This window comes from Streptomyces uncialis (assembly GCF_001905345.1).
GTDB lineage: Bacteria > Actinomycetota > Actinomycetes > Streptomycetales > Streptomycetaceae > Streptomyces > Streptomyces uncialis.
In genome coordinates this window covers 247,431-269,495 of sequence record NZ_LFBV01000007.1, presented here as the reverse complement: position 1 = coordinate 269,495, position 22,065 = coordinate 247,431, and the positions used below count along the sequence as shown (strand labels likewise).

Here is a 22,065-nt window from a genome sequence, read left to right as displayed (position 1 = left end):
AGCGGCGGCCGGGCCGGACGGCGGACGGTCAGATGCGGACCGACAGCAGCCAGGCGTCGTTCCTGCCCTGGAACGATTCACACTTGTAGATCAGGCCCCACAGGGGGTAGCCCGCCTGGCCCGCCGTGTGGCACGCGGCCGAGGTCGGGTAGACGCTGTGGGGGCGGAAGTACGGGTCCGCACTGGCGGCGGGCGCGGATGCCATGAGGAGCCCGGCGGTGGCGACAGTGGCTCCGGCGAGGACACCGAGACGTTTCAGCATGAACGCAACTCCCTTGTGGTACGAGCGATATGACGTGCCATCAGAAGTCACATCGGGCGCGTCCGCCCCTGACGACCCCCTGTGACCAGGCAGAAACGTAACGGCACCGCAGATGGCCGCACAAGAGGTCTGGACCAGCAGGGAGTTCGGTCCCGGAAAGCCGGCCGGGGCGGCGGATGTCAGTCGTTCGCGAAGCCCGCCCCGGAGGTTTCGGCGGCCTTGACGGGGGGCAATGCGCGCAGGGCCAGGGGCCAGGGGCCAGGGGCCAGGGGCCAGGGGCCAGGGGCCAGGGGCCAGGGGCCAGCCGGGACGAGCGGCGGCGGACTCCGGTGGGACGCCCGTGAGTTCGCAGATCCGGGCGATGCGGTTGAGGACGGTGCTGCGGTGGCAGTAGAGCGCCTCGGCGGCCCGGGCCGCCGAGCAGCCGTTGTCGAGCCACACCCGCAGGGTGCCGAGCGGCACCTCGCGTTCCGCCCCGGTGGCCGGCACCGGGCCCAGATGCACGGCGACGATCCGTTCGGCGGTGTCCGGACGGCCGACGAGCAGGATCCCGGTGAGCCGGTCGTCGAACGCGGCGGCCTCACCGCGTCCGGCGGGCAGGGTCCGCAGGGTCTGTTCCGCGAGCCGCAGTGCACGGCCCGCCCGGTCGAGCCGGTCGAACTCCGGCGAGAGTCCGGCCGTCGCGCCCATATCGTGGCGCAGCAGGTCCAGCAGCGGGCCGCTTCCCTCGCGCGGCAGCCGGACGATGCCCGCGTAGTGGCCGGCCCGGGGCCGCCGGAACGACCACATGCCCCGGGCTTCGAGGACCGGTCCCGGATTCGGCGGGGCCGCCGGGTCCTGGGCGACGACGACCACCGTGTACCGGTCCTGGAGCGGCACGCCGAGCGCGGCCGACGCGGCGGCCGCCGCGGCCGGGTCGTCCGCCGCGCGACCGTCGAGGAGCGTGTCGAACAGGGCGACCCGCCGGGTGTCCTGACGGCTTTCCGGCTCCACCACCCGCGCCCGACCTGTGCTCAGCCCCGCGGTACGTTGGCGCCCGGACGCGGTACGTCCCATCGCTGACCACGCCGTGCCGCTGGGCCCGGCCCCGCGGTTCAGACGGGGAAGCCCAGGGTGATCAGCAGACGCCGGGCCCGGTTCTCGCCGTGGAGGAGCGACCGGGTGAGCGGGCCGGTACCGTCCCCGCCCTCGAAGGCCTCCAGATACGTGTCGGGGTCCCGGTCGTCCTCGCCCAGCTGATGGCCGTCCCGCTCCACGGCGCGGCGCACGGTGAGGTAGTCGACGCCGAGGGCGTGCAGCGCCGCGCCGCCCGCGAACCGGTCGGCCACGTCGGCGCCGTCACCGTCGGCGGACGCGCCCGCCATGGCGAGGTGCGGGTATCTGACGGCGACCTCGTGGGTGGCGAGCACGGACAGCAGCAGGTGCTCGGTGCCGAGTGGCTGCTTCAGGGTGCCCGCCTGCTGGACCGCGTCGAAACCGAGCCAGCTGACGGGCGAAGCGGCGAGGTTGGCGCCCTTGGCGAGGCGCAGGAGCAGCCTTCGCCACAGGGAGGTGGCGGTCGGTGAGCGGCGCCCGAGGAGGGTGTCGCGGGTGGGCCACAGCTGCGGGGGCAGTCCGTCGTCGGCGGGCTCGAAGTCGCCCTCGTCGAGGCGTCGGAGCACCTCGGTGGCGTCGGTGCCGCAGAGGGTGAGCATCCGGGCGGCGCGGCTGGTGCCGTCGGCGAGGAGGCCGCGCAGCAGGTGTTCGGTGGTGTAGTGGTCGGACCCCGCGCTCCGCGCCTGGTCCATGGCGTGGGTGAGGGCGCGGACGGCGGCGCCGGACAGTCGGCGGCGCTTGTCTCCGTCGTCACCGAGCAGTTCGACGGAGGGCACGCTGGTGTCGGTGTCGTCGGTGCTGTCCCAGACGGCGGCGCCGTCGTGGTGGTCGCGCAGCACGGCGAGCTGGGCGGTGACGGTGGCGCCCGCGACGGAGAGGGCCTTGGCCGCGTCGCTGCGGGTTCCCGCGATCCCGGCGAGCAGATGTTCCGTCGCGATGGTGTCGCTGCCGTCGGGGACCGCTCCCCACGCCGCTCCCATGACACCCGCCACCCGCCAGTGCGCCTGTGCTGTCACCGTGTCCATCGGGTCCGCCTCCTTGTCGCTGGTCATGCGGCAACGATCCCCGCAGGACGGTGCCGGGCGCGTCCGCCGAAGGTCGTTGCCCGGTGCGACGTACGGCGCGACGACGGGAGCGGTGCGAGGTTTTCGTGCGGATTGTCCGCTTCGGGTGCGCGGAACGGCGGCGCGGGCGGCGGATGGTCCGTCATCGAAGGTCGCGGGGGCGAAGGCCGGACGTCAGGTGCCGAGACCGGCGTCACGGGCGAGCAGTGCCGCCTGGACACGGTTCTCGCACTCAAGTTTGGCGAGGATACGGCTGACGTACGTCTTCACGGTGGCCTCGCTCATATGCAGCCGCCTGCCCGTGTCCGCGTTGGAAAGGCCCTCGCCGAGCAGCGCGAGCACCTCGTGCTCGCGGTCGCTCAGCCGGTCGACCCGGGCCCGGGCCGCGCCGCCCCGGGCCGCCGCGCGGCCGGAGGCGAGCTGGTCGACGACATGCCGGGTGGCCGCCGGGGAGAGGTACGCCTCCCCGGCGGCGGCGGCGCGGACCGCGCCGATCAGTTCCGCGGGCGCGGTGTCCTTCAGCAGGAATCCGGCGCCACCGGACTCCAGCGCGCGCAGGACGTTGTCGCGTTCCCCGAAGGTGGTGAGGATGATGACAGGGGTGCCGGGGGCGGTCCGGCGCAGTTCGGCGAGGGCGGTCAGCCCGTCCATGACCGGCATCTGGATGTCGAGGAGGACGACGTCCGGGGCGTGCGCGCGGGTCAGTTCGATCGCGGCGCGGCCGTCCGGCGCCTCGGCCACGACCTCGATACCGGGGTCCGAGGTGAGGATCAGCCGGATGCCCGCCCGGATCAGCGGTTCGTCGTCCGCGATGACGACCCGGACCCCGGACCCCGTCATATCCACCCCAGTTCCCCGGCGGTCCGGTCCCCCGGTCCGCGATCGTCCTGCCCCGAGACAGGGCTAGATCTTCACCTCGTACGACTTCTTCTCGATCAGTCTGCCGTCCTTGAAGCAGAACCGGAAAACGGCCTCGGTGCTCCAGCTGCTGCTCATCTCCTCCGACACGACCACCAGACAGCTCGCCCCGGCGGGCGCGGCGGGGGCTTCGCCCTTCTGCCGGATGTCCTCGTGGAGGAAGTGTTCGCCGTCCGGGAGCCGCTCACGGGCCTCGGCCTCGGGCATGCCGACGCTCAGGTCGTCGTACGTGGCGGTCGACACCATCTCGTCGCTCATGGACCGCACGAGCAGCACGAATCCGGCCACGATCAGCACGCCCACGGCGAGTACGGCACCCGCGGTGATGCCGCAGCCGAGGCCCACCCCACTGAACCGGCTGGGCACGTGCGGCGGGTGCGGCACCCACGGCACACCGCCGCCCGGAACGGCCGTGCCAGGGGCGTACGGGGCGCCGGGCACGTACGGCACGCCGAAGGGGAGGGGGGCGCCGGAGTGGTGGGAGGCACCGGGTGCGGGAGGTGCCCAGGGGGTGGACGGCGCCGGGCCGGGCACGGGGTGGGCGGTGTCGCCGCTGCCGTAGGGCAGCACACCGGCGACCCGGAAGCCGCCGTCGTCGGTCGGTCCCGCGTGCACGATGCCGCCGACCAGCCGCGCGCGTTCACGCAGCCCGGTCAGCCCCTGGCCTCCGCTGACGACATCGGCCGCGGGACCCCGGGAGGCGGCCCCGCTGGCGATCTCGACGACCAGCGAGTCCGGTTCGTACCGCAGCTCGACATCGATCCGCGCGCCGGGCGCGTGCTTGTACGCGTTGGTGAGGGACTCCTGGACGATGCGGTACGCGGCGTGCCCGGCGGCGGCGGCCAGGGGCCGTTCCGGTCCGGTGCGGCGCAGCCGGACGGTGTGTCCCGCGCCCCGGGCGTCCGCCACCAGTGTGTCGATGCCCGCGGTGCCACGGGCGGCGGGTCCCGCGCCGTCGGCCGGCGGCGGGGTGCCCTCGATGCCGTCCCGGAGGATGCCGACGACCTCACGCAGTTCGTGCATCGCGGTCACCGAGGCGTTGCGCAGCACACCGACGGCCTCCCGCTGGCGTTCGGTGAGGCTCGTGTCGACCTCCAGGGCACCGGTGTGCACGGCGATCAGCGCCAGTTGGTGGCCGAGGCTGTCGTGCATGTCCTGCGCGATGCGCTGCCGCTCCAGGAGCCGTGCCTGTCCCGCGACCATCTGGTGCTCCCAGACGAGCTGGGTGTTGCGCTCCTGGAGGGCGTGCAGCAGGGTCCGGCGCTGGCTCCAGTAGCGGCTGGTGAGGCCGGGCACCACGACCATCGCGAGAAAGGCCAGGGTGCCGAACATCGTCAGCGCCACCGGCGACTGGCGCGCCCACATGCCGATCTCCGCGAGCCCGGTGCCCAGGTAGAGCAGGTACGACACCGCGAAAGCGGCGAGCGCCCGGCCCGGGAGGGCGATCCGGCGACCGGCCGACCAGGCGACGAACATCTGCATCAGCGCGAATCCGGCGAACGCGGCGCCGAGCGCGCTCATCAGGATCAGGACGGTGGCGGGCAGCCGCCGTCGCAGCAGCCACAGCCCGAAGGCGCTCGCCGCGGACAGGGCCATCGCGAGGGCCCCGGCGTCCATGAGTTCCTCGACCCCGGCCGTCAGCAGGGCCATCGCCAGGGCGACGAGCAGTTCCCGGGCGGGTCCGCGCCTGGCCACGGCGAGGGGCTCCGGTCCCGGCACACCGGGTTCGGGCGCGGTCAGCAGGCCCCAGCAGGACCGGAGCGCCGACCTGGTCTTCAGCAGCACGTTCACACCGAAGACCCTAGGCGGACGGTCTGCCTGGTCACGGCCCACTTTCGTCCCTGCCGGGTCCGACGAAGGTCGCGGGCGGGCGGCCCGGAGGGTTGGTCACGTCGAAGGCAGGGCCCCCGTGGGACGGGCGGCGCCCCTTTCGGCGCGCCGCCCGTCGTGGGATCACTGGTTCAGGAAGGCGTCACGCAGACGCATCTCGTTGAACTTGTTCCCGTCGTAGTCGTCGGAGTACGTCAGGGACAGCCGCCCGCTCGGTGCCAGGGACACCGCGGGGCCGGACTGGTTGCCGCCGGTGACGACGTTCATCCGGGTCGCGGGGAGCCGGTTGGTCGTGGTCTTGTCGGCGTTGAAGCCACGGGCGAACACATCGTGGAAGCCGTCCATGAACGCCTCACGCCAGGCGACGACGAAGCTGCCGTCGTCGGAGACGGCCACGTCGGCGTCGACCTGGGCGCCGATGGGACGTTCGGCATGGATGTTCGCGTTGTCCTCGGTGGTGCGGCTCTCGGCCCCGGTCGGCGCACCGGCCGCGGAGTACACGCGGTGGTGGACGCGGTCGGGGCGGACCAGGGTACCGGTGCCGGTGGTGTACTGGTCGCTCCAGGCGACCACGATCCGGCCGTCGGCGGTCTGCGCGACGGCGGGCTTGGTCTGCTGGCCGTCGGTGAGGGAGTTGGCGACCCGGCGGGTCACGGCGAAGGCACCGGTGTTGTCGAGCTTGGCGAGTCCGACGTTGATTCCGGCGTTGCCGTCGGCGTCCTCCTCCCAGACGATCGCGGTGTTGCCCGCGGTGTCGATGGCGGCGTCCGGACGGCGGTTGGACCCGGCGGTCGCACCGGCGTTGATGGTGCTGACCTGGACGTCCTGGAAGCGCAGCGCGCCCGCGCCGGTCCGGCCGGTGGCCATCACCTGGTTGAGGGTGCTGCCGTCGGCGGTGTTCTCCCACGCCGCGGTGTAGGCGCCGTTGTCCGCGACGGCCACGGTCGGCCGGATCTGATCACCGGTGCCGGAGGCGTGCGGACGGGGCAGGCTGGTGACCGTACCGCTCGGAGTCACCTTGCGGACGGCGATGTCCGCGTACTTGTTACCGTCGTCGTCGGCCGCCCAGACGACGATGGCGTTGCCGTCCTGGTCGACACCGACATCGGGCTTCTGGTTGGACCAGTCGGTGCCCGCGACACCGGAGACGCTCAGCTTCTTCTCGTTCCAGAGCGGCACGCCGTCCTTGTACATCCGGATGTACACGTCGGTGCCGAGCTCGGAGTCCGCGGGGTTGTGCCGGTCACCGTTCTCGTAGACGACGGCGAGGTAGGTGGAGGTCCCGGAGCTGTTGGAGGCGGTGGCGCTGTAGTGCTGGTCGCCGGCGGCCCCGACGTTGACCCGCGAGTAGTGCTGCGAGCTGGTGCCGTACTTCGCCGCGTCGATGTCGGACACGGCGTCACGCAGCTTGTCGAAATTGGCGACGAAGGCGTTGTACACGCCCGCGTCGTTGATCCTCAGCAGGGTCTCGTCGTTGCGCTCCAGGGCGCCCTTGGTGAAGTTGTGGGACCCGGTGAAGGTGTGCTGGACGCGCTGGCCCGCGGCGTTCTTCCACTCGGTGAGGAGGTACTTCGAGTGGACGCTTCCCCGGTTGCACGATCCGCCGACGCTGACGGTGTAGCGGCAGCCGCCGGGACGCATCCCGTAGGCGTTGATGTTGGCCGCGGTCAGGTCGTTGACGCCCTTGTTGCTGTCCACGTCGCTGAAGTCGCGGACGACGGCGTCGACGGCGCAGCCGGCCGCGCGCTTGGCGTCGAGCGCCGCGAACAGCTCGGGGCGCAGCCCCTTGCCGTCCAGCCCGGAGGAGACGATGCGGATACGGCCGTCGGCGGCGCAGTTCACCTTGTCGATCTGGTGGGCGACGATGTCGGCATTGCCGTACTGCGTCTGGTCCGACGCCTTGTCCCGGGGGAAGAAGATGGCCTCGACCGGCGCGCCCGGATCGTCGCTGGTGTGGTTGTACGTGGCCGTGCCGGACACGGTCGACCGCTGGACCTGCCGGTTGAAGGCGCCGCGGAACTTGGCCGCGAGGGTGGTGTTGCCGCTGATCACGACGGCGTTGTTCAGCTCACCGGACTGGCCCGGCCACATGTTCTGCGAGGACTGCCAGACCACGTTCTTGCGGCCGTCGCTCAGCGAGTCGAGGACGGCGAACTTGTTGTGGTTGATGCCCTTGCCGTCAGCGGGGGCGGGGTTGTAGAGACAGCCGTTGTCGCACTGGGTCAGCGAGCTGCTCCCGGTCAGTCCGGCCACGAGGCCGGCCTGGTCGGAGAAGCCGCCGCTCTCGGTGACCATCTTCAGCGTGACGCCCCGCGCCTGGGCGGCGAGCAGCTTGTTCTGTATCCCGGCGTCGCCGAACAGATACATGCTCAGGTACAGCGTGCCCGAGTCGGCGAGGTCGATCAGACTGCCGATCCCGTTACTGACGGAGTTGTCGTACGGGCCGTTCGGCGTCGAGTAGTTGAAGACCGATGTGTAGTTGCCGGAGACCACTTCCTCCGCCTGGGCGGTCGCGGGAGTCAGCAGTGTGAGCCCCAGAGCTGTGGTGGCAACGGCTGCCAGACCACGACTTATGCGTCTGCGCAAGATTCTTTCCCATCGCTTTGACGTGCGGAAACAGCGGAACTCTAGCCCTCTTTCGCGATCTTGCGTACAACGCGCGGACGGCCGGTATCCCACCCGGAGCAGGCCCTTCCACTGCCGGGCAGGTCCATGCGTGTGCATGCATTTCAAACCGGCGGGATACCGCCACGGCGATCGGACCGCGCGGTACGGGTGTGCGGCACGCGGTTCGGCCGCCGGGCGGAAACAATGGCCCTGACGGGCCGTCCGGTCCGTGACGCAGACCGAGGAGGTCCGGGGATGCTGTTCAAGGCGGAGACACTGGAGGGCATCCGGGAGGGCAGGGTCACGCTCGCCTTCCGCCGCTGGAAACGTGCCGGGGTGCGTCCGGGGAGCCGGTTGCGGACGGCCGTCGGGGTGGTCGGGATCGATGCGGTCACCGCGATCACCGACAGCGAGGTGACTGCCGGTCAGATCGAACGCAGCGGTCACACCTCGCCCGAGGCGTTCTGGAAGGAGCTGACCCGGCACCCGGACGGCACGCTGTACCGGATCGAGCTGAGCTATGCGGGGGCCGATCCGCGGGTTGCCCTGCGCGAACAGGACGACCTCGACGGGACGGAACTCGACTCGGTGAAAGCGGAGTTGGCGCGGATCGACGGCGCGGCGCGGCGGGGGCCGTGGACCGGGGACGTACTGCGGGTGATCCATGAGTCGCCGGGAACGCCCGCCGGGGACCTGGCCGACCGGCTGGACCGCGAGAAGCTCGCGTTCAAGCGGGACGTCCGCAAGCTCAAGGAGCTGGGCCTCACGGAAAGCCTCGGCACCGGCTACCGGCTGTCCCCGCGGGGCGAGGTGGTGCTGGGAACCCTGGACGGCGGCGCCTGAGCGGCGGCGAAGGCCCGTGGCCTCGTCCCGGTCCGCCCTGGGCGACGGCTGAACCCGCCGGTGTGAGGCGCCCGGCACCGGGGAAACCCTTGGATGCCCGGTGTCCTCGCCAGCCGGGCACCGCCCCCGGCCGGGGTCCGTCGCGGAGGGAACGGTACGGGGCTTCCAGGAGGTTCGGGATGTCGTCGACGACCGCACGGGCATGGACAGTTCTGGCGGGCGGGGTGTGCGCGGTGGTGGCCGTCACCCTCGTGACCGTCGTGACGGTGACGGATCTGGACACGGCGGACCGTACGGCCAGCGTCGTCGGGGCGGCGCTCAGCGCATTCGGTCTGCTCACGGCGGTGTACGGCCTCGTCCGGGGGCCCGCGGCGGCACCGGAGCGGAGCGGGGCGCGCTCGGTGACGGCCGCGGGCTCCATCGGCCGGGCCGTCACCGGGGACCGCAACCGCGTCGGCACTCCCCCGCCGCCGGTGCCGGGCACCGACTCGGTCGCGGGTACCGACTCGGCCGCGGGTACCGCGCCCGCGCCGCGGCCCCCCGTCGGCGAGCGGGCGGTGGACGCGGGCGGTGATGTCGCCGAGGCGATCACCGGCGACGGGAACCGGGCCTGAGGACCACGTCCGAGGCCTGCCGTCCGAGGCGCCCGCCGAAGGTCCGCCAAAGGTGCGTACAGCGGGTCTTCACGCCTGTCGCGAGCGGGAGTTCGGGCACTCGGCACCGCTCCGGCGCCCTGAACGGACTGTCACGTTCCGGTACTGCCCGAGCATCACCTTGAAGCATCATAAATACTTCTTTCGAGCTATAAGCCCGGAACTTCGGCACACGCGACCGGCCCGCACCGTTACGTTCAGTAGCGACATGCGTCCACCGCTCCGGGCTTCCGAGCCCGGAGCAGGGCGTGTTGAGGCTGTTCTGAGGCTCTTTCGAGGCGGAGGAAAGCGATGCGGGCGAAGGTGACGGTCCTCGGGCTGGGACCGATGGGCGCGGCGCTGGCCAGTGCGTTCCTGGCGGCCGGCCATCCGACGACGGTGTGGAACCGCACCCCCGGCAGAGCGGGTGCCCTGATCGACCGAGGTGCGCGGGAGGAGAGTTCGGCGGCGGCAGCCGTCACGGCGGGGCCGCTCGTGGTGATCTGTCTGGTGTCCTACGACGCCGTGGAGGAGGTGCTGGCGCCGCTGTCCGCCCAGTTGCGCGGACGCACGATCGTCAACCTCACCTCGGGGTCCCCGGTGCAGGCCCGTGAGGCGGCGGCCCTGGCGCAGCGCTGCGGTGCCGACTACCTGGACGGGGTGATCATGACGACTCCGCCCGGCATCGGCCGTCCGGAGTCGCTGCTCCTGCACGGCGGCGCGCCGGAGGTGTTCGCCGCGCACCGGGACACGCTCGCGGCGCTCGGTGATCCCGTGCATGTGGGTGCGGACCCGGCGCTGTCCTCCGTCTACGACACGGCGTTGCTGAGCCAGATGTGGGGCACGCTGACGGGCTGGCTGCACGCGGTGGCGCTGATCGGCTCCGACGGGCCGGGCGGCGGGGTCACGGCGCGGGAGTACACCGGGATCGCCGACCGCTGGATGGGCTCGGTCAGCGCGTTCATGAACGCCTACGCACCGCACGTCGATTCCGGCCGCTACCCCGGCGGTGACTTCACCCTTGATCTCCATCTGCGGACCATGGAGGTGCTGTCCCACGCCAGCGAACTGCGGGGGGTCGCGTCGGGTCTGCCGCAGGTGTTCGAGGAGCTGACCCGGCGGGCGGTCGACGCGGGGCACGGTGACGACAGCTACGCGCGGCTGGTCGAGTTCATGCGCGTCGGCGGTCACGTGTGAGCGATCGGCCGGATGCCGTGGTCATCGCCGCAGGACCCACAGGTCTCGCGTCGGGACCGCCCCGCGGCGCCAGGGACCGGTGACCCCGGTCACGTGCGCGGTGGACGCGGCGTGCGGCGTTCCACGCCGGGACGGCCCAGGTCCCGCAGGGCCTGGGCCCGGGAGCGGAGTGGGTTACTCGACGCCCTTGATGACCTCGACCTTCTTGTCACCCGCCGACGCGTGGGCGGTGGCGCCGACCCCCACGACCAGAAGCGCGGCGGTCAGGACGGCGGAGACAACGGCGGTGGCGCGCTTGAGCGTCATGGTTCCCCCTGGGATGTGACGGCGGACATCACCCGCAGCCTGCCAGCTGTGCCTCGCCGTGGACAAGACCTCGTCCGGACGGGGCGGGCGGATCACCGGGCCGGTCCTCGGGCCGGTCCACGGGCCGGTCCTCGTCAGGGGGCGTCGGCGCGGGGACCGCCCCGCGGTCACCGGTGCGAGGAGAGGTCATAGGCTGAGGCGGCGGACCGTGCCCCGTGACCTTCCGACGGTCGCCGGGAATCACGCGCGACCGGTCGGGAACCCGCAGGGCCGGTCGGGCGTTCGCAGAGCAGACACGGACGGTCACGGCCGATGGCCGTGAGCGGATCGCGCGGTCGGTCATGGATGGTGAGGGGGGACGGCGGATGCGGGAGCGAGCGCGGCCGATGACCGTCGGGACCCTTCCCGCGCTGCTGTGGGGCGCGCTGCTGGTCCTGGTCGGAGTCCTCTCGCAGGGCGCGGCTCCCGCGAGCGCGGCGGACCGGGCCGTTCCCTCCCCCGCCTTCTCCGCCACCCATGTCTTCGGTACGGCGGACTTCCCGGACCCGGGTGCCCAGGTCTTCGGTACACAGGACCCTGCTGTCCGGCTCGCCGGTACGCAGGTCTCCGGCGCCCAGGACTCCGGTGCCCGGCTCCCCCACACCCAGGCCGACGGCACCCAGAACCTCGGCACCACGGCGACGACCGCGATCACGACCGCGGACACACCCCCCTTCGTCCCCGGATTCACCGCGCGGAGAACGGAACCCGTCGTCGGCTCCGGCGCGCGGAACGCTCCCGTACCGCGGCACCGGCCGGACACCGCGCCGGGCAGCTCCGCAGTCCGGGGCGAAGCCGGGCAGGGTCCGGTCACCACCGTGCGGCTCGCGGCGGCCGGCGAACACAGCGGCCGGCCCGTGCTTCCGCCGCCCGCGCCCGGAGGGCCCGTCGCACCCGGGTACGAGCCACCCGCCCCGCAGGGCGCGGTCCTCGCGGTCCCGCACGAGCGCGGACCGCCCGCGCCGTCCCACGGCCCCCGCAGCACCCGCGCACCCCCGCATTCACGGAGCAGCTGACGCCCCAGGCGTCCGCCGTCCCGGTCACCGGCCTGCCCGGACCGTGACGACGGCGGCGTCTCCCGTCCCTGCGCACGGTGCCGTTCCGCGCGCCGTGCGTGTCCCGCGTGTCCACACACACCGTCGGGTGTGTCCGTGGAGCTGCCCGTGGAGCATCCATGTCATCTCGTGCCACGTCATCCCGTGCCACTCTCTGGCGGGCGCTGGCCGCGTTCGCCGTCGTCGCCCTGTCCGTACTGGCCGCCCTGACCACCGAGCCCCGGCTGGGGCTCGATCTGCGGGGCGGTACCCGGATCGTCCTGGAGACCCGGGACTCCCCCACCGTGAAGGCCGACTCCGAGGCCACCGACCGCGCGCTGGAGGTACTGCGGCAGCGGGTGGACGCCCTCGGGGTCGCCGAGCCCTCGCTGGCGCGTTCCGGTGAGCGCCGTATCGTCGTCGAACTGCCCGGTGTCCAGGACCCCCGGGAAGCGGCCCAGGTCATCGGCCGTACCGCTCAGCTCACGTTCCACCCGGTGACGGGCATGGCCGGGAAGGCCGCCGACGGGATCGCCGAGGACGGGTCGCGGACCCTTCCCGACCCGGACGCGCCGGGGGCCTTCCTGCGGCTCGGCCCGACCGCGCTGAGCGGCGGCGGGGTCAAGGACGCGGAAGCCGCCTTCGACCAGCAGGGGGCCCAGGGCTGGACCATCGCGTTGTCGTTCCACGACGGCGCGGGCAAGGACTGGGCGCGGATCACCGGGGAGGCCGCGTGCCGGCCGGCCGGGGACCCGGGGCGGCGGGTCGCGATCGTGCTGGACGACAGGATCGTGTCGGCGCCGGGGATGGAGCAGTCGGTGCCCTGCGGGGCGGGGATCACCGGTGGTTCGGCGCAGATCACCGGCGGTTTCGACGCGGACGAGGCACGTGATCTGGCGGCGCTGGTCAAGGGCGGCGCGTTGCCGGTGCCGGTGACCACCGTCGAGCAGAGCACGGTGGGTCCGACGCTCGGGGCGGACGCGATCCGGGCGAGCGCGATGGCCGCGGTGATCGGGCTGGTCTGCACGGGCCTGTTCATCATCGTCGTGTACCGGCTGCTGGGTGCGCTGGCCACGGTGGCGCTGGGTCTGTACGGGCTGATCTCCTACGCGGCCGTCGTCACCCTGGGCGCGACGCTGACGCTGCCCGGTCTCGCCGGTTTCGTGCTGGCGATCGGGATCGCCGTCGACGCGAACGTGCTGGTCTTCGAGCGGGCCCGGGAGGAGTATCTGCGGCCGGGCGCACGCCGGTCCGATCTGCGGCGTCCGCTGCGGGTCGGCTTCAGCAAGGCGTGGAGCGCGGTGACCGACTCGCATGTGACGACCCTGCTGGCGGCGGGGCTGCTGTTCGTCTTCGCGACGGGGCCGGTGAAGGGGTTCGGGGTGACCCTCGGGATCGGGGTGCTGGCCTCGCTGGTCTCCGCGATGCTGATCACCCGGCTGCTGGCGGACTGGGCTCTGGAGCGCGGTTCCGTGCGGCGCCGCCCGTCCTGGACGGGTATCACCGCGAAGGGGCGGGTGCGGGCCCGGCTGGAGGCACGTCCGCCGCGGCTGATGCGCTCACGACGCCGCTGGCTGGGGATCTGCGGCGGACTGCTGCTGGTGGCGCTCGCGGGGATCGGGGTGCGCGGGCTGGACTTCGGGGTGGAGTTCACCGGCGGCCGGCTGGTGCAGTACTCCACGGCGCAGACCGTCGACGCGGACACCGCGCGGCAGGCGGTGGCGGACGCCGGGTTCCCGCGTGCGGTGGTGCAGTCGTCCGGGGACAGCGACATCACGGTCCGCACCTCGGAACTGACCGACGACGAGCAGCGGGAGGTGCGGGACGCGCTGAGCGAGGTCGGCGGGGAGACGACCGTGGTGCGGGACGATCTGATCGGCCCGAGCCTCGGGGACGAACTGCGCAACCACGCGCTGATCGCGCTGGGCCTCGCGGTGGCCGCGCAACTGGTGTATCTCACGGTGCGGTTCCGGTGGACCTTCGCGGCGGCGGCGGTCGCGGCGATGGTGCAGGACGTGCTGCTGGTGGTGGGACTGTTCGCGTGGCTCGGCAAGCCGGTGGACAGTGTGTTCCTCGCGGCGCTGCTGACCGTGGTCGGGTACTCGGTGAACGACACGGTCGTGGTCCTGGACCGGTTGCGGGAGCTGCGGCGGGCGGCGCCGCGGGCTCCGTGGCCGGATCTCGCCGACAAGGCGGTGGCGCAGACGCTGCCCCGGACGGTGAACACCGGTATGGGCGCGTTGTTCGTGCTGGTGGCGCTCGCCGTGCTCGGCGGGGACTCGTTGGCGGACTTCTCCGTGGCGCTGCTCGCGGGCGTGCTTCTCGGGATCGCCTCCACGGTGTTCACGGCGTTGCCGCTCGCCGTGTCCCTCCAGTCGCGGCGACCGGAGCGGCCGGTCAAGCCCCGGGTCCGGCCCACGGACCGTGACAGGTCGGGCGCGGTGGTCTGAGCGGGCCCGGTCCGGGAGCGCTGCCCGGCGGACGGCGACGGCGGATGCCGGGGCCGTCCGCCGGGGTCGCGGCCTCGGGTCGCGGCCTCGGGGCCCGGCCTCGGGGCCCGGCGAAGCAAAGCCCGCGCCGGTGGCGGAGGTTGTGCCGGTGGGCGCCGTGCACGGGGCCGGACCGGCCGCTGACCGGCGCGGATCGCGTCCCAAATGTGACATGGCCGGATTTGATGTTCACCATACAAAGACTTAGGGTCCCCTTAGTTCACGGCCTCGGTCCGGGAACGCCCGCTCCCCGCCGGGCCCTGGGGGTTGCGTACCGGCGTTCCCGGCCCGGGGCATGCCCCCTGACAAGAGGACCCCTCATGCGCTTCACCTCCAGCCGTCCGGGCCTGCGCGCGCTCGCAGTCGTCCCGGCCGCCGCCCTCGTCATGACGCTCGCGGGCTGCTCCTCCGACAAGGAGGACTCGGGGTCCGGCGACAAGTCGGCGGGCAAGGGCACCTTCCCGGTCAGCATCAAGAACGCGCTGGGCACGGCCGAGATCAAGGAGCAGCCCAAGCGGGTGGTGACCCTCGGCCAGGGTTCGACCGAGACCGCGATCGCGCTGGGTCACACGCCCGTCGGCATGGAGAGCTACGAGTGGGGCAGCGACAAGACGGGCTACATGCCGTGGATCCACGAAGAGGTGAAGAAGAAGGGCGAGAAGCTCCCGAAGCAGTTCACGGGTGGTGAGAACCTCGACATCGAGACGATCGCCGAGCTGGACCCCGATGTCATCCTCGCCCCGTGGTCCGGGGTGACGCAGAAGCAGTACGACGTCCTGAAGGACATCGCGCCGACCGTCGCGTACCCGGACAAGGCCTGGAGCACCAACTGGGACGAGCAGATCGAGATCATCTCGAAGGCGCTCGGCAAGCCGGAGCAGAGCAAGGTCCTGATCGACGGCATCGAGAAGCGGTTCGCCGACGCCGCCGCGACCCGCCCCGAGTACAAGAAGCACACGTTCTCGTACATCTACACCACCGGTCCCGGCACGCTCGGTGTCTTCCGTACCGAGGAGCAGCGGGTGGCCGTGGTCAGCTCGCTGGGGCTGAAGGCGGACCCGGTCGCGGACACCTTCAAGGAGACCGAGGGCACCGACTCCGCGCTCATCGGGCTGGAGAACGGCAACAAGCTCGCGAGCAGCGATCTGATCTTCACGTTCTACTCGGACCCGAAGAGCCGCAAGGAGATCGAGGCGCAGAAGCTGTACAAGGCGATCCCCGCGGTCGGCAAGGGCGCCGTGGTGGCCGGTGAGGAGAACCCGTTCGTGACGGCCTCCTCGATGATCAACCCGCTGACCGTCCCCTGGAGCATCGAGCGCTACCTGCCGATGATCGACAAGGCCATCGAAAAGTCCGGCAAGTAGGACCGGTACCCGGGGATGACGACCACGGTCCGGGCATCCGCGCGCGGCGCCGCCCCGCCGCGCGCGGGTGCCCTCCGGTTGACGCTCGCCCTGGTGGGCGCGGCGTTGCTGCTGCTGTGCGCGGCCGCGGCCAGTGTGATGTTCGGCAGTATGCGCACCAGCCCGGGCGAGGTGCTCTCGGTGCTGTCCGGGGACGCGGAGCCGTATCTGACGACCGTCGTGGAGAGCCGCTATCCGCGGACCCTGCTCGGTGTGCTCGCCGGGGTGTGCCTGGCGGTGTCGGGCACGCTGATGCAGGGCGTCACCCGTAATCCGCTGGCCGATCCGGGGCTGCTCGGGGTCAACACGGGCGCCGCGGCCGGAGTGGTCACGGCGTCGGCGTTCCTCGGTGCCTCCGGCTCCGCCTCCGCCATGTGGTGGGCGCTGCCGGGCGCGCTGCTGGCCGGGGTGCTGGTGCATGTGATCGGTTTCAGCGGGGCGTCATCCAGCGCGGTGCGGCTGGTGCTCGCGGGCGCGGTGCTGACGGCCGTGCTCACCGCGTACATCCAGGCGGTGACCCTGAGCCGCCCGAAGATCTTCGACAACTACCGTTACTGGGTGGTCGGAGCGCTCGGCGGGCGGGACTTCGACGTGCTGTGGTCGGTGCTGCCGTTCGCGGTGGCCGGTCTGCTCGTCGCGCTGCTGATCGCCCCGGCGCTCAACGCGCTGGCGCTCGGTGACGAGTCCGCGACGTCCCTCGGCGCGAACCCCGCGGTGACGCGGGCGCTCGGCTGGGGCGCGGCGACGGTCCTCGCCGCGGCGGCGACCGCCGCCGCCGGACCGATCGCGTTCGTGGGGCTCGCCGTGCCGCATGTGGTGCGCGGCCTGATCGGTACGGACCACCGGGGGCAGATCGCGCTGTCGGTGCTCGTCGGTCCGGTGCTGCTGCTGACGGCGGATGTGATCGGGCGGGTGCTGCTGCGGCCGCAGGAACTCATGGTCGGTGTCGTCACCGCCTTCGTCGGGGCCCCGGCGCTGCTGTTCACCCTGCGCCGGATGAAGCACTCCCTGTGAGCGGCCGGGACGGGAACCACGGGGAAGTGACGACACATGCCGTATGACGAGGTGGCGACGGCGTTTTGGGGTGCCCCCGGGGACCCGGAGCGCCGTACGCAGGGGACGAGGGGTGTCCGATGAAGACCCGCAGCGCGCCGGATCTCCCGGTGCCGCCCGCGCCCGTGGCACCGCCGCCCCGCGCGGCCGGTCTGCTGAGGCTCGGGCGGACGGTCGCCGTACCCGTGGACACCCGGGCGGTGCTGGTGTCGGTGGCGCTGCTGGTGCTGCTCGCGGTGGCCGCCGTCGCCACCCTCACTCTCGGTCGGCTCGGTATCCCGCTGCGGGATCTGCCGTCGGCGCTGTTCGGTGAGCCGCGGGGGATGGACAAGCTGATACTCGACCGGCTGCGCGGGCCGCGGCTGGTCACCGGTATCGGTGCCGGGGCCGCGTTCGGGGTGGCGGGCGCGCTGTTCCAGTCGGTGACCCGAAATCCGCTGGGCAGTCCGGATGTCATCGGGCTGAGCGGGGGCGCGGGGGCGGGGGCGGCGACGGTCGCACTGCTCGCGCCCGGGTTCCCGGTGTCGGTCGGCGCGCTGGTCGGCGCCGTCGTCGCGATGGCGGTGGTGTATCTGGCGACGGGGACGGGCTTCGGTGATCCGGGGCGTCTGGTGGTCGCCGGGATCGGGGTGTCGGCGCTGACGGCGGCGCTGACGCAGTACGTGGTGTACGCGGTGGAGCGGGACCAGGCGACGGTGCTGTCCTCGTATCTGAACGGCTCGCTCGCCACCCGCGACTGGACCGACGCCTCCACCATCTGGGGACTGCTGCTGGTCGCGGTTCCGCTGACCCTGCTGATCTCGCGGAGTCTGACGATCAGCGAGATGGGCGACGAGCTCACGACGGCACTGGGCACGGACCCGCGCCGCACCCGGACCGCCGCGGTGGTGCTGTCGACGGCGCTGGCGGCGGGCGCGGTGACCGTGGCAGGTCCGATCGCGTTCATCTCGCTCACCGCTCCGCAGATCGCGCGCAGACTGGCCCCCGCGCCGGGTCCCCGGATCGCGCTCTCGGCTCTCACGGGTGCGACCCTGCTGGTGCTGGCGGATCTCGCGGCCCAGCATCTGCCGCTCACCGACGATCTGCCCGTCGGCATCTACACGATGGCTCTCGGCGGCGTCTACCTCGGTTACCTGCTCGTCCGCGAATGGAAAAAGGGCACGCTATGACCACCAAGTCCGCCGTGCGCGAGGGCGCCGGGTCCGCGACCACCGGGCTGTCGGCCCGCGGGGTGACGCTGTCGTACAACGGCGCCCCGGTGGTCCGGGACGTCAGTGTCGATCTGCCGACGGGTGGGCTGACCGCGATCATCGGTCCGAACGGCTCGGGCAAGTCGACGCTGCTGAAGGCGTTCGCGCGGGTCCTCAAGCCCGACACGGGGACGATCACGCTGGGCGGCGCGGACGTCCACGCGCTGCGCGGCAAGCAGTTCGCCCGGCAGGTGGCGCTGCTGCCGCAGAACCCCCAGACCCCGCCGGGGATCACGGTCCGCGCCCTGGTGCAGCGCGGCCGTCATCCGCATCACACGCTGCTGCGGCAGTGGACGCCCGACGACGACCACCGGATCGCCGAGGCGCTGGCGCACACCGGGCTGACGGACCACGCGGACATCCCGGCGGCGGCGCTGTCGGGGGGCCAGCGGCAGCGGGCGTGGATCGCGATGACCCTCGCCCAGGACACCCAGCACATCCTGCTGGACGAGCCGACCACCTATCTGGACATCGCCCATCAGTACGACCTGCTGGAGCTCTGCGCCCAACTGCACCGGCAGGGCCGGACGATCACCGCCGTGCTGCACGACCTCAACCAGGCCGCGCACTACGCGACGCAGCTGATCGTGCTGAAGGACGGCCGGATACACGCCGAGGGTCCGCCGGCGGAGATCCTCACCCCCGGGCTGGTGTCCGAGGTCTTCGGCCTGACCTGCGACATCATCGCCCATCCGCATCTCGGGACCCCGCACCTCATCCCGCACCCGCAGCCCCGCGCCGACAGCTGAGGCGGGCGCCGCGGGGCGGGTCCGGGCGGTCGGCGGTCAGTCGGCGGCGGTCATGGCGGCGGAGTCGTCCCGGTCCATGGGGCCGGGGCCGCCGGAGCCGTCCCCGGCGGCGGTGGGGCCGACCCGCACGGTGATCACGTCGTAGTGGGAGTACGTGTTGAGGTCGTCGCCCCGGTGGAGGGTGAGGCTCAGCCCCGCCCGCTCCCAGGTCTCCTCGTGGGTGTCCATCTCACCGGACGTGCTGTGCAGCGGGGCACCGAGTTCCGCGCGGATCAGACCGCTCAGCCGGGCGTACTCGGCGCGGAAGTGGGCGCGCCGGGCGTCCGGCGCGCGGTGCCAGGCGGGACCGTACTCCCCGTCCAGGTCGTCGGCCTCGTCGAGGTCGGTCCCGCCGTCCTCCTCACCGTCCTCGTCCTCGTCGTAGTCCGTCTCGGGGTCTTCGAGGTCGTCGTCCTGGGCGGCGCGGCCGTGCGGCAGCGGCGGTTCCTCGCCGAAGGCGGGCCAGAACAGCGCGCACGGCAGCTGGACGAAGGACGCGCCCTGCCCGTCGTCGGTGCCGGGTGCCGCGCCGAGTTCGACGCGCGGGCCGATACCGGCGGAGGGCGGATCCGTGCCGAAGAAGTGCGGGGCCGCGGCCCCGCCGCCCCATTCCACGGCGGGCCGTCCGTCGGGGGCCTCGGCCGCCCAGCCCTGGCGTACCAGGGCGTTCTCGATCGTGGAGCGGTCCCAGGGGCCGTCCGTGAGGGCGGTCAGCAGGCGGATCTCCGCCGCTCCCACCCGCAGTGTCTTCAGTGCCATGGGGGAACAGTACGTCGGTGGGGCCGAGGTGGTTCCGGGAAAGCCGGAGACCCGGCGGCGCGGGGTCGGGTCCGCGCCGCCGGGTCCGGTTCAGGGAGGGGTGATCAGCAGGGACCGAGGTCCTGCCAGACGCCCCACTCGCCCGTGGTGCCGGGCGCGTTGCCCTGGGTCCACCACTTGGACTTCCACTGCTTGCCGCCGTGGCTCACGGTGGCGCCGCCCGGGTACTCGGTGGTGGCGTTCCACGGGGCCGCGGTGCAGGTGCCACCCGTACCGCCGTTGCCGCCATTGCCACCGTTACCGCCGTTGCCGCCCGTACCACCGGTGCCGCCGGTCGTGGTGCCCGAGCCGTCGGGCTCGACGACCGTCGTGCCGCGGGTGAGGTCACCGGCCAGACCGTAGGTCTTGGCGCCGATCTTGACGGTCCAGTTGGACGGGGTGGAGACGGGGAGGTAGTACACGAAGTCCAGCTCCATCGAGGCACCCGGGGCGATCGACTGCCAGGCCGGGATCTTCATGGAGACCCGGTGGAAGTCGCCCTTGAGTCCACCGACGTTGTTGCCCGTGTGGTCGCTGCGGATGACCGTGGCGTTGAAGCCGGACTGGTCCTTGGCGTTGTTCGGCGCGGAGGTCCCGTAGTCGAACTGGAACTCCGTACCGCCGGGCAGCGCGCTCTTCGTGTTGTTGGTGATCTTCAGCTTCGGGCTGATGGGGTAGTTCTGGTCCCCCAGCTTGAAGCCGCCGAAGTCCACGTCCACGTTGACGGCCTCGGTGGGCAGCGCGATGTTGGACTTCTTCGCACCGTAACCGGGGGCGGCCTTGAACTTGTTGTACATGAGGTTGGTCAGCGTGCTGCCGGCCTCGTACTGGCCCTTGGCCGCGTTCCAGTCGTAGTCGCCCGCGAGCTCCCAGATCATGGTGCCGCCGAGGCCCTTGTTGACCACGTAGTCGGCCTTCGCGCCGATGGACTGCTCGTCCTCGGTGGAGATGAAGACCTTCTTCTGGGCGTTCCACAGCCACGGCGCCACGAGCGTGTTGTCGTACTTGCGGACGTAGCTGCCCTGGAGCTGGGTGTCGGCCGGGAGACCGAACTTCGTCATGTAGTCGCCGACGACACCCTTTTCGAGGTTCTTGGCGTGCCACATCGGGTTGAACCCGGCGGGGGCTTCCTTGCCGCTGGTGTCCTTGTCGTGCCAGACGTTGTCGACGCCCACCGCGCCGTCACCGCACTTGGTGAGACCGGAACCGGCCGGGCAGGTCGTGGCCGCGGCCTTGCCCCACAGCCCGTCGGTGCCGCCCTGGACGTTCTTCCAGCCGCGGGTGTAGTACGGCAGACCGATGTTGATCCGGCCGGGGGGCATCGAACCGCGGAAGTACTGGTACGACCAGTCGGTGTTGAGGTACCCGATACCGCCGTACTGGGCGGTGCCGTAGATGTTGGCGCCCGCGAGCTCGGAGTCCTTGCCGTCGTCGTACAGCGCGGCCTGCGGACCGACGTGCTCGTTCCATGTGCCGTGCAGGTCGTACGACATGATGTTGAGGTAGTCCAGGTACTTCTGCACCTGGAACGTCTCCATGCCGCGCAGCAGATAGCCGGACGACGGGGCGGCGACGGTCAGCATGTAGTGCTTGCCGTCCGTGGCGCTCGCGCGGTCGAGCTTCTCACGCAGCGTCTTCATCAGCGCGGCGTAGCCCTTGACGAGACCGCCGCGCCGGGCGTTGGCGATGGTCCAGTCGTCGGGGTTGCCCGCGTCCTTCATCGACGTGGGGTACTCGTAGTCGATGTCGACACCGCTGAAGCCGTACTTCTTCAGGAACGCGACGGTGGAGTCCGCGAAGGTGTCGATACCGGCCTGGTTGACCGAGCCGTCGGCGTTGGTGGCCACCGAGTAGAAGCCACGGCTGTCGGCCCAGCCTCCGACGGAGATCAGGGTCTTCACATCGGGGTGCTGCTTCTTGAACTTGTTCAGCAGGTTGAAGTGACCCTTGTAAGGCAGCGACGGGTCCATCTCCGCACCGGCGACACCCGGCCAGGTCATCCCGGTGTTGGGGTTGTCCGCGGTGTCGGCGCCGATCGAGATCTTGTTGGCCGAGTCGATCCCGGCGAAGGCGTAGTTGATGTGGGTGATCTTGTCCCACGGGATGTTGTTGGCGAGGAAGGCGGGCCTGCCGTCCTTGCCGGTACGCCAGTTGGTGAAGTATCCGATGATGCGGCGCTGGTGGTCGGCGCCCATCTTCTCGCGGCCCTCGGTGTCGTAGACCGAGCAGTAAGGGACGTCGACACCGGGCGTGGAGTAGAGACCGTCGGGGCGACAGTTCTCCTGCGGCGCGGCCTGGGAGACGCCGGAAGTGAGGGTTCCGGCGAGCATCGCGCCGATCGCGACCGCACCGGCGGCGAAGAGCGCCGGCTTGGCCTTTCTGGAAGACAGCACGTTCAGATCCTCCTGGTGGGGGTCCGTGCTCCGCCGGGGAGCGCGGGGATGTGCAACACGCGTG

General features: G+C 71.9%; 17 protein-coding genes. 9 read left to right on the top strand and 8 right to left on the bottom strand.

Features of this window, described 5'->3' with window-relative positions:
• Window positions 1-28: 28 nt before the first annotated feature.
• From AB852_RS25745 to AB852_RS25725, 5 genes are all read right to left on the bottom strand, one after another.
• Window positions 29-1,258, bottom strand: a complete 1,230-nt coding sequence (locus AB852_RS25745; RefSeq protein ID WP_073792578.1) for a PucR family transcriptional regulator — start codon at window positions 1,256-1,258, stop codon at window positions 29-31.
• A gap of 98 nt (window positions 1,259-1,356) precedes the next feature.
• Window positions 1,357-2,409: a Clp protease N-terminal domain-containing protein gene (locus AB852_RS25740; protein ID WP_079184918.1), complete on the bottom strand. Its 1,053-nt coding sequence runs from the start codon at window positions 2,407-2,409 to the stop codon at window positions 1,357-1,359.
• A gap of 186 nt (window positions 2,410-2,595) precedes the next feature.
• The gene (locus AB852_RS25735) at window positions 2,596-3,261 is read right to left on the bottom strand and encodes a response regulator transcription factor (protein WP_073792577.1); all 666 of its coding nucleotides are present in this window, start codon (window positions 3,259-3,261) and stop codon (window positions 2,596-2,598) included.
• Window positions 3,262-3,324: 63 nt separating this feature from the next.
• On the bottom strand, window positions 3,325-5,130 hold the full coding sequence (locus tag AB852_RS25730; RefSeq protein WP_245876917.1) for a histidine kinase: 1,806 nt from the start codon (window positions 5,128-5,130) through the stop codon (window positions 3,325-3,327).
• Between the two features lie 162 nt (window positions 5,131-5,292).
• Window positions 5,293-7,755: a phospholipase D-like domain-containing protein gene (locus tag AB852_RS25725; RefSeq protein ID WP_073792576.1), complete on the bottom strand. Its 2,463-nt coding sequence runs from the start codon at window positions 7,753-7,755 to the stop codon at window positions 5,293-5,295.
• A 276-nt stretch (window positions 7,756-8,031) separates the two neighbouring features.
• Here AB852_RS25725 and AB852_RS25720 point away from each other — a divergent pair, with 276 nt between their 5' ends.
• The 3 genes from AB852_RS25720 (at window position 8,032) to AB852_RS25710 (ending at window position 10,448) form a co-directional block, all read left to right on the top strand.
• Complete coding sequence (locus AB852_RS25720) at window positions 8,032-8,619, top strand: ASCH domain-containing protein (protein ID WP_073792575.1); 588 nt, start codon at window positions 8,032-8,034, stop codon at window positions 8,617-8,619.
• Window positions 8,620-8,798: 179 nt separating this feature from the next.
• Window positions 8,799-9,233, top strand: coding sequence for a hypothetical protein (locus AB852_RS25715; protein WP_245876916.1), 435 nt, complete (start codon window positions 8,799-8,801; stop codon window positions 9,231-9,233).
• A 330-nt stretch (window positions 9,234-9,563) separates the two neighbouring features.
• On the top strand, window positions 9,564-10,448 hold the full coding sequence (locus AB852_RS25710; RefSeq protein ID WP_073792574.1) for an NAD(P)-dependent oxidoreductase: 885 nt from the start codon (window positions 9,564-9,566) through the stop codon (window positions 10,446-10,448).
• Between the two features lie 174 nt (window positions 10,449-10,622).
• On the opposite strand, the gene AB852_RS41405 is transcribed toward AB852_RS25710, so the two are convergent.
• The gene (locus AB852_RS41405) at window positions 10,623-10,754 is read right to left on the bottom strand and encodes a hypothetical protein (protein ID WP_266504136.1); all 132 of its coding nucleotides are present in this window, start codon (window positions 10,752-10,754) and stop codon (window positions 10,623-10,625) included.
• Window positions 10,755-11,140: 386 nt separating this feature from the next.
• On the opposite strand from AB852_RS41405, the gene AB852_RS25705 reads away from it, so the two are divergent.
• The 6 genes from AB852_RS25705 to AB852_RS25680 all read left to right on the top strand — a co-directional run bounded on the left by AB852_RS25705 (window position 11,141) and on the right by AB852_RS25680 (window position 18,771).
• The gene (locus tag AB852_RS25705; protein ID WP_073792573.1) at window positions 11,141-11,809 is read left to right on the top strand and encodes a hypothetical protein; all 669 of its coding nucleotides are present in this window, start codon (window positions 11,141-11,143) and stop codon (window positions 11,807-11,809) included.
• Window positions 11,810-11,967: 158 nt separating this feature from the next.
• Window positions 11,968-14,277 (top strand): protein translocase subunit SecD, encoded by a 2,310-nt coding sequence (gene secD / locus AB852_RS25700; RefSeq protein WP_073792572.1) that lies wholly within the window; start codon window positions 11,968-11,970, stop codon window positions 14,275-14,277.
• Window positions 14,278-14,636: 359 nt separating this feature from the next.
• Window positions 14,637-15,680 carry an iron-siderophore ABC transporter substrate-binding protein gene (locus tag AB852_RS25695; protein WP_073792571.1) on the top strand — a complete coding sequence of 348 codons (1,044 nt, stop codon included), beginning with the start codon at window positions 14,637-14,639 and terminating at the stop codon, window positions 15,678-15,680.
• Window positions 15,681-15,695: 15 nt separating this feature from the next.
• Entirely contained in the window at window positions 15,696-16,733 is a 1,038-nt protein-coding gene (locus AB852_RS25690) for a FecCD family ABC transporter permease (RefSeq protein ID WP_073792570.1), read from the top strand.
• A 119-nt stretch (window positions 16,734-16,852) separates the two neighbouring features.
• Window positions 16,853-17,941: a FecCD family ABC transporter permease gene (locus AB852_RS25685; protein ID WP_073792569.1), complete on the top strand. Its 1,089-nt coding sequence runs from the start codon at window positions 16,853-16,855 to the stop codon at window positions 17,939-17,941.
• The gene (locus AB852_RS25680) at window positions 17,938-18,771 is read left to right on the top strand and encodes an ABC transporter ATP-binding protein (protein WP_073792568.1); all 834 of its coding nucleotides are present in this window, start codon (window positions 17,938-17,940) and stop codon (window positions 18,769-18,771) included. Before AB852_RS25685 ends, AB852_RS25680 begins: the two co-directional genes overlap by 4 nt.
• Before the next feature lie 36 nt (window positions 18,772-18,807).
• On the opposite strand, the gene AB852_RS25675 is transcribed toward AB852_RS25680, so the two are convergent.
• Window positions 18,808-19,569: a hypothetical protein gene (locus AB852_RS25675; RefSeq protein ID WP_073792567.1), complete on the bottom strand. Its 762-nt coding sequence runs from the start codon at window positions 19,567-19,569 to the stop codon at window positions 18,808-18,810.
• Window positions 19,570-19,673: 104 nt separating this feature from the next.
• The gene (locus AB852_RS25670; protein ID WP_073792566.1) at window positions 19,674-22,001 is read right to left on the bottom strand and encodes a chitinase C-terminal domain-containing protein; all 2,328 of its coding nucleotides are present in this window, start codon (window positions 21,999-22,001) and stop codon (window positions 19,674-19,676) included.
• Window positions 22,002-22,065 lie beyond the last annotated feature (64 nt).

Coding starts and splice junctions, on each gene's coding strand:
- AB852_RS25680 (WP_073792568.1), top strand. CDS start 17,938: ATGACCACCAAGTCCGCCGTGCGCGAGGGCGCCGGGTCCGCGACCACC.
- AB852_RS25715 (WP_245876916.1), top strand. CDS start 8,799: ATGTCGTCGACGACCGCACGGGCATGGACAGTTCTGGCGGGCGGGGTG.
- AB852_RS25735 (WP_073792577.1), bottom strand. CDS start 3,261: ATGACGGGGTCCGGGGTCCGGGTCGTCATCGCGGACGACGAACCGCTG.
- AB852_RS25710 (WP_073792574.1), top strand. CDS start 9,564: ATGCGGGCGAAGGTGACGGTCCTCGGGCTGGGACCGATGGGCGCGGCG.
- AB852_RS25740 (WP_079184918.1), bottom strand. CDS start 2,409: ATGACCAGCGACAAGGAGGCGGACCCGATGGACACGGTGACAGCACAG.
- AB852_RS25685 (WP_073792569.1), top strand. CDS start 16,853: ATGAAGACCCGCAGCGCGCCGGATCTCCCGGTGCCGCCCGCGCCCGTG.
- secD (WP_073792572.1), top strand. CDS start 11,968: ATGTCATCTCGTGCCACGTCATCCCGTGCCACTCTCTGGCGGGCGCTG.
- AB852_RS25720 (WP_073792575.1), top strand. CDS start 8,032: ATGCTGTTCAAGGCGGAGACACTGGAGGGCATCCGGGAGGGCAGGGTC.
- AB852_RS25695 (WP_073792571.1), top strand. CDS start 14,637: ATGCGCTTCACCTCCAGCCGTCCGGGCCTGCGCGCGCTCGCAGTCGTC.
- AB852_RS41405 (WP_266504136.1), bottom strand. CDS start 10,754: ATGACGCTCAAGCGCGCCACCGCCGTTGTCTCCGCCGTCCTGACCGCC.
- AB852_RS25675 (WP_073792567.1), bottom strand. CDS start 19,569: ATGGCACTGAAGACACTGCGGGTGGGAGCGGCGGAGATCCGCCTGCTG.
- AB852_RS25705 (WP_073792573.1), top strand. CDS start 11,141: ATGACCGTCGGGACCCTTCCCGCGCTGCTGTGGGGCGCGCTGCTGGTC.
- AB852_RS25690 (WP_073792570.1), top strand. CDS start 15,696: ATGACGACCACGGTCCGGGCATCCGCGCGCGGCGCCGCCCCGCCGCGC.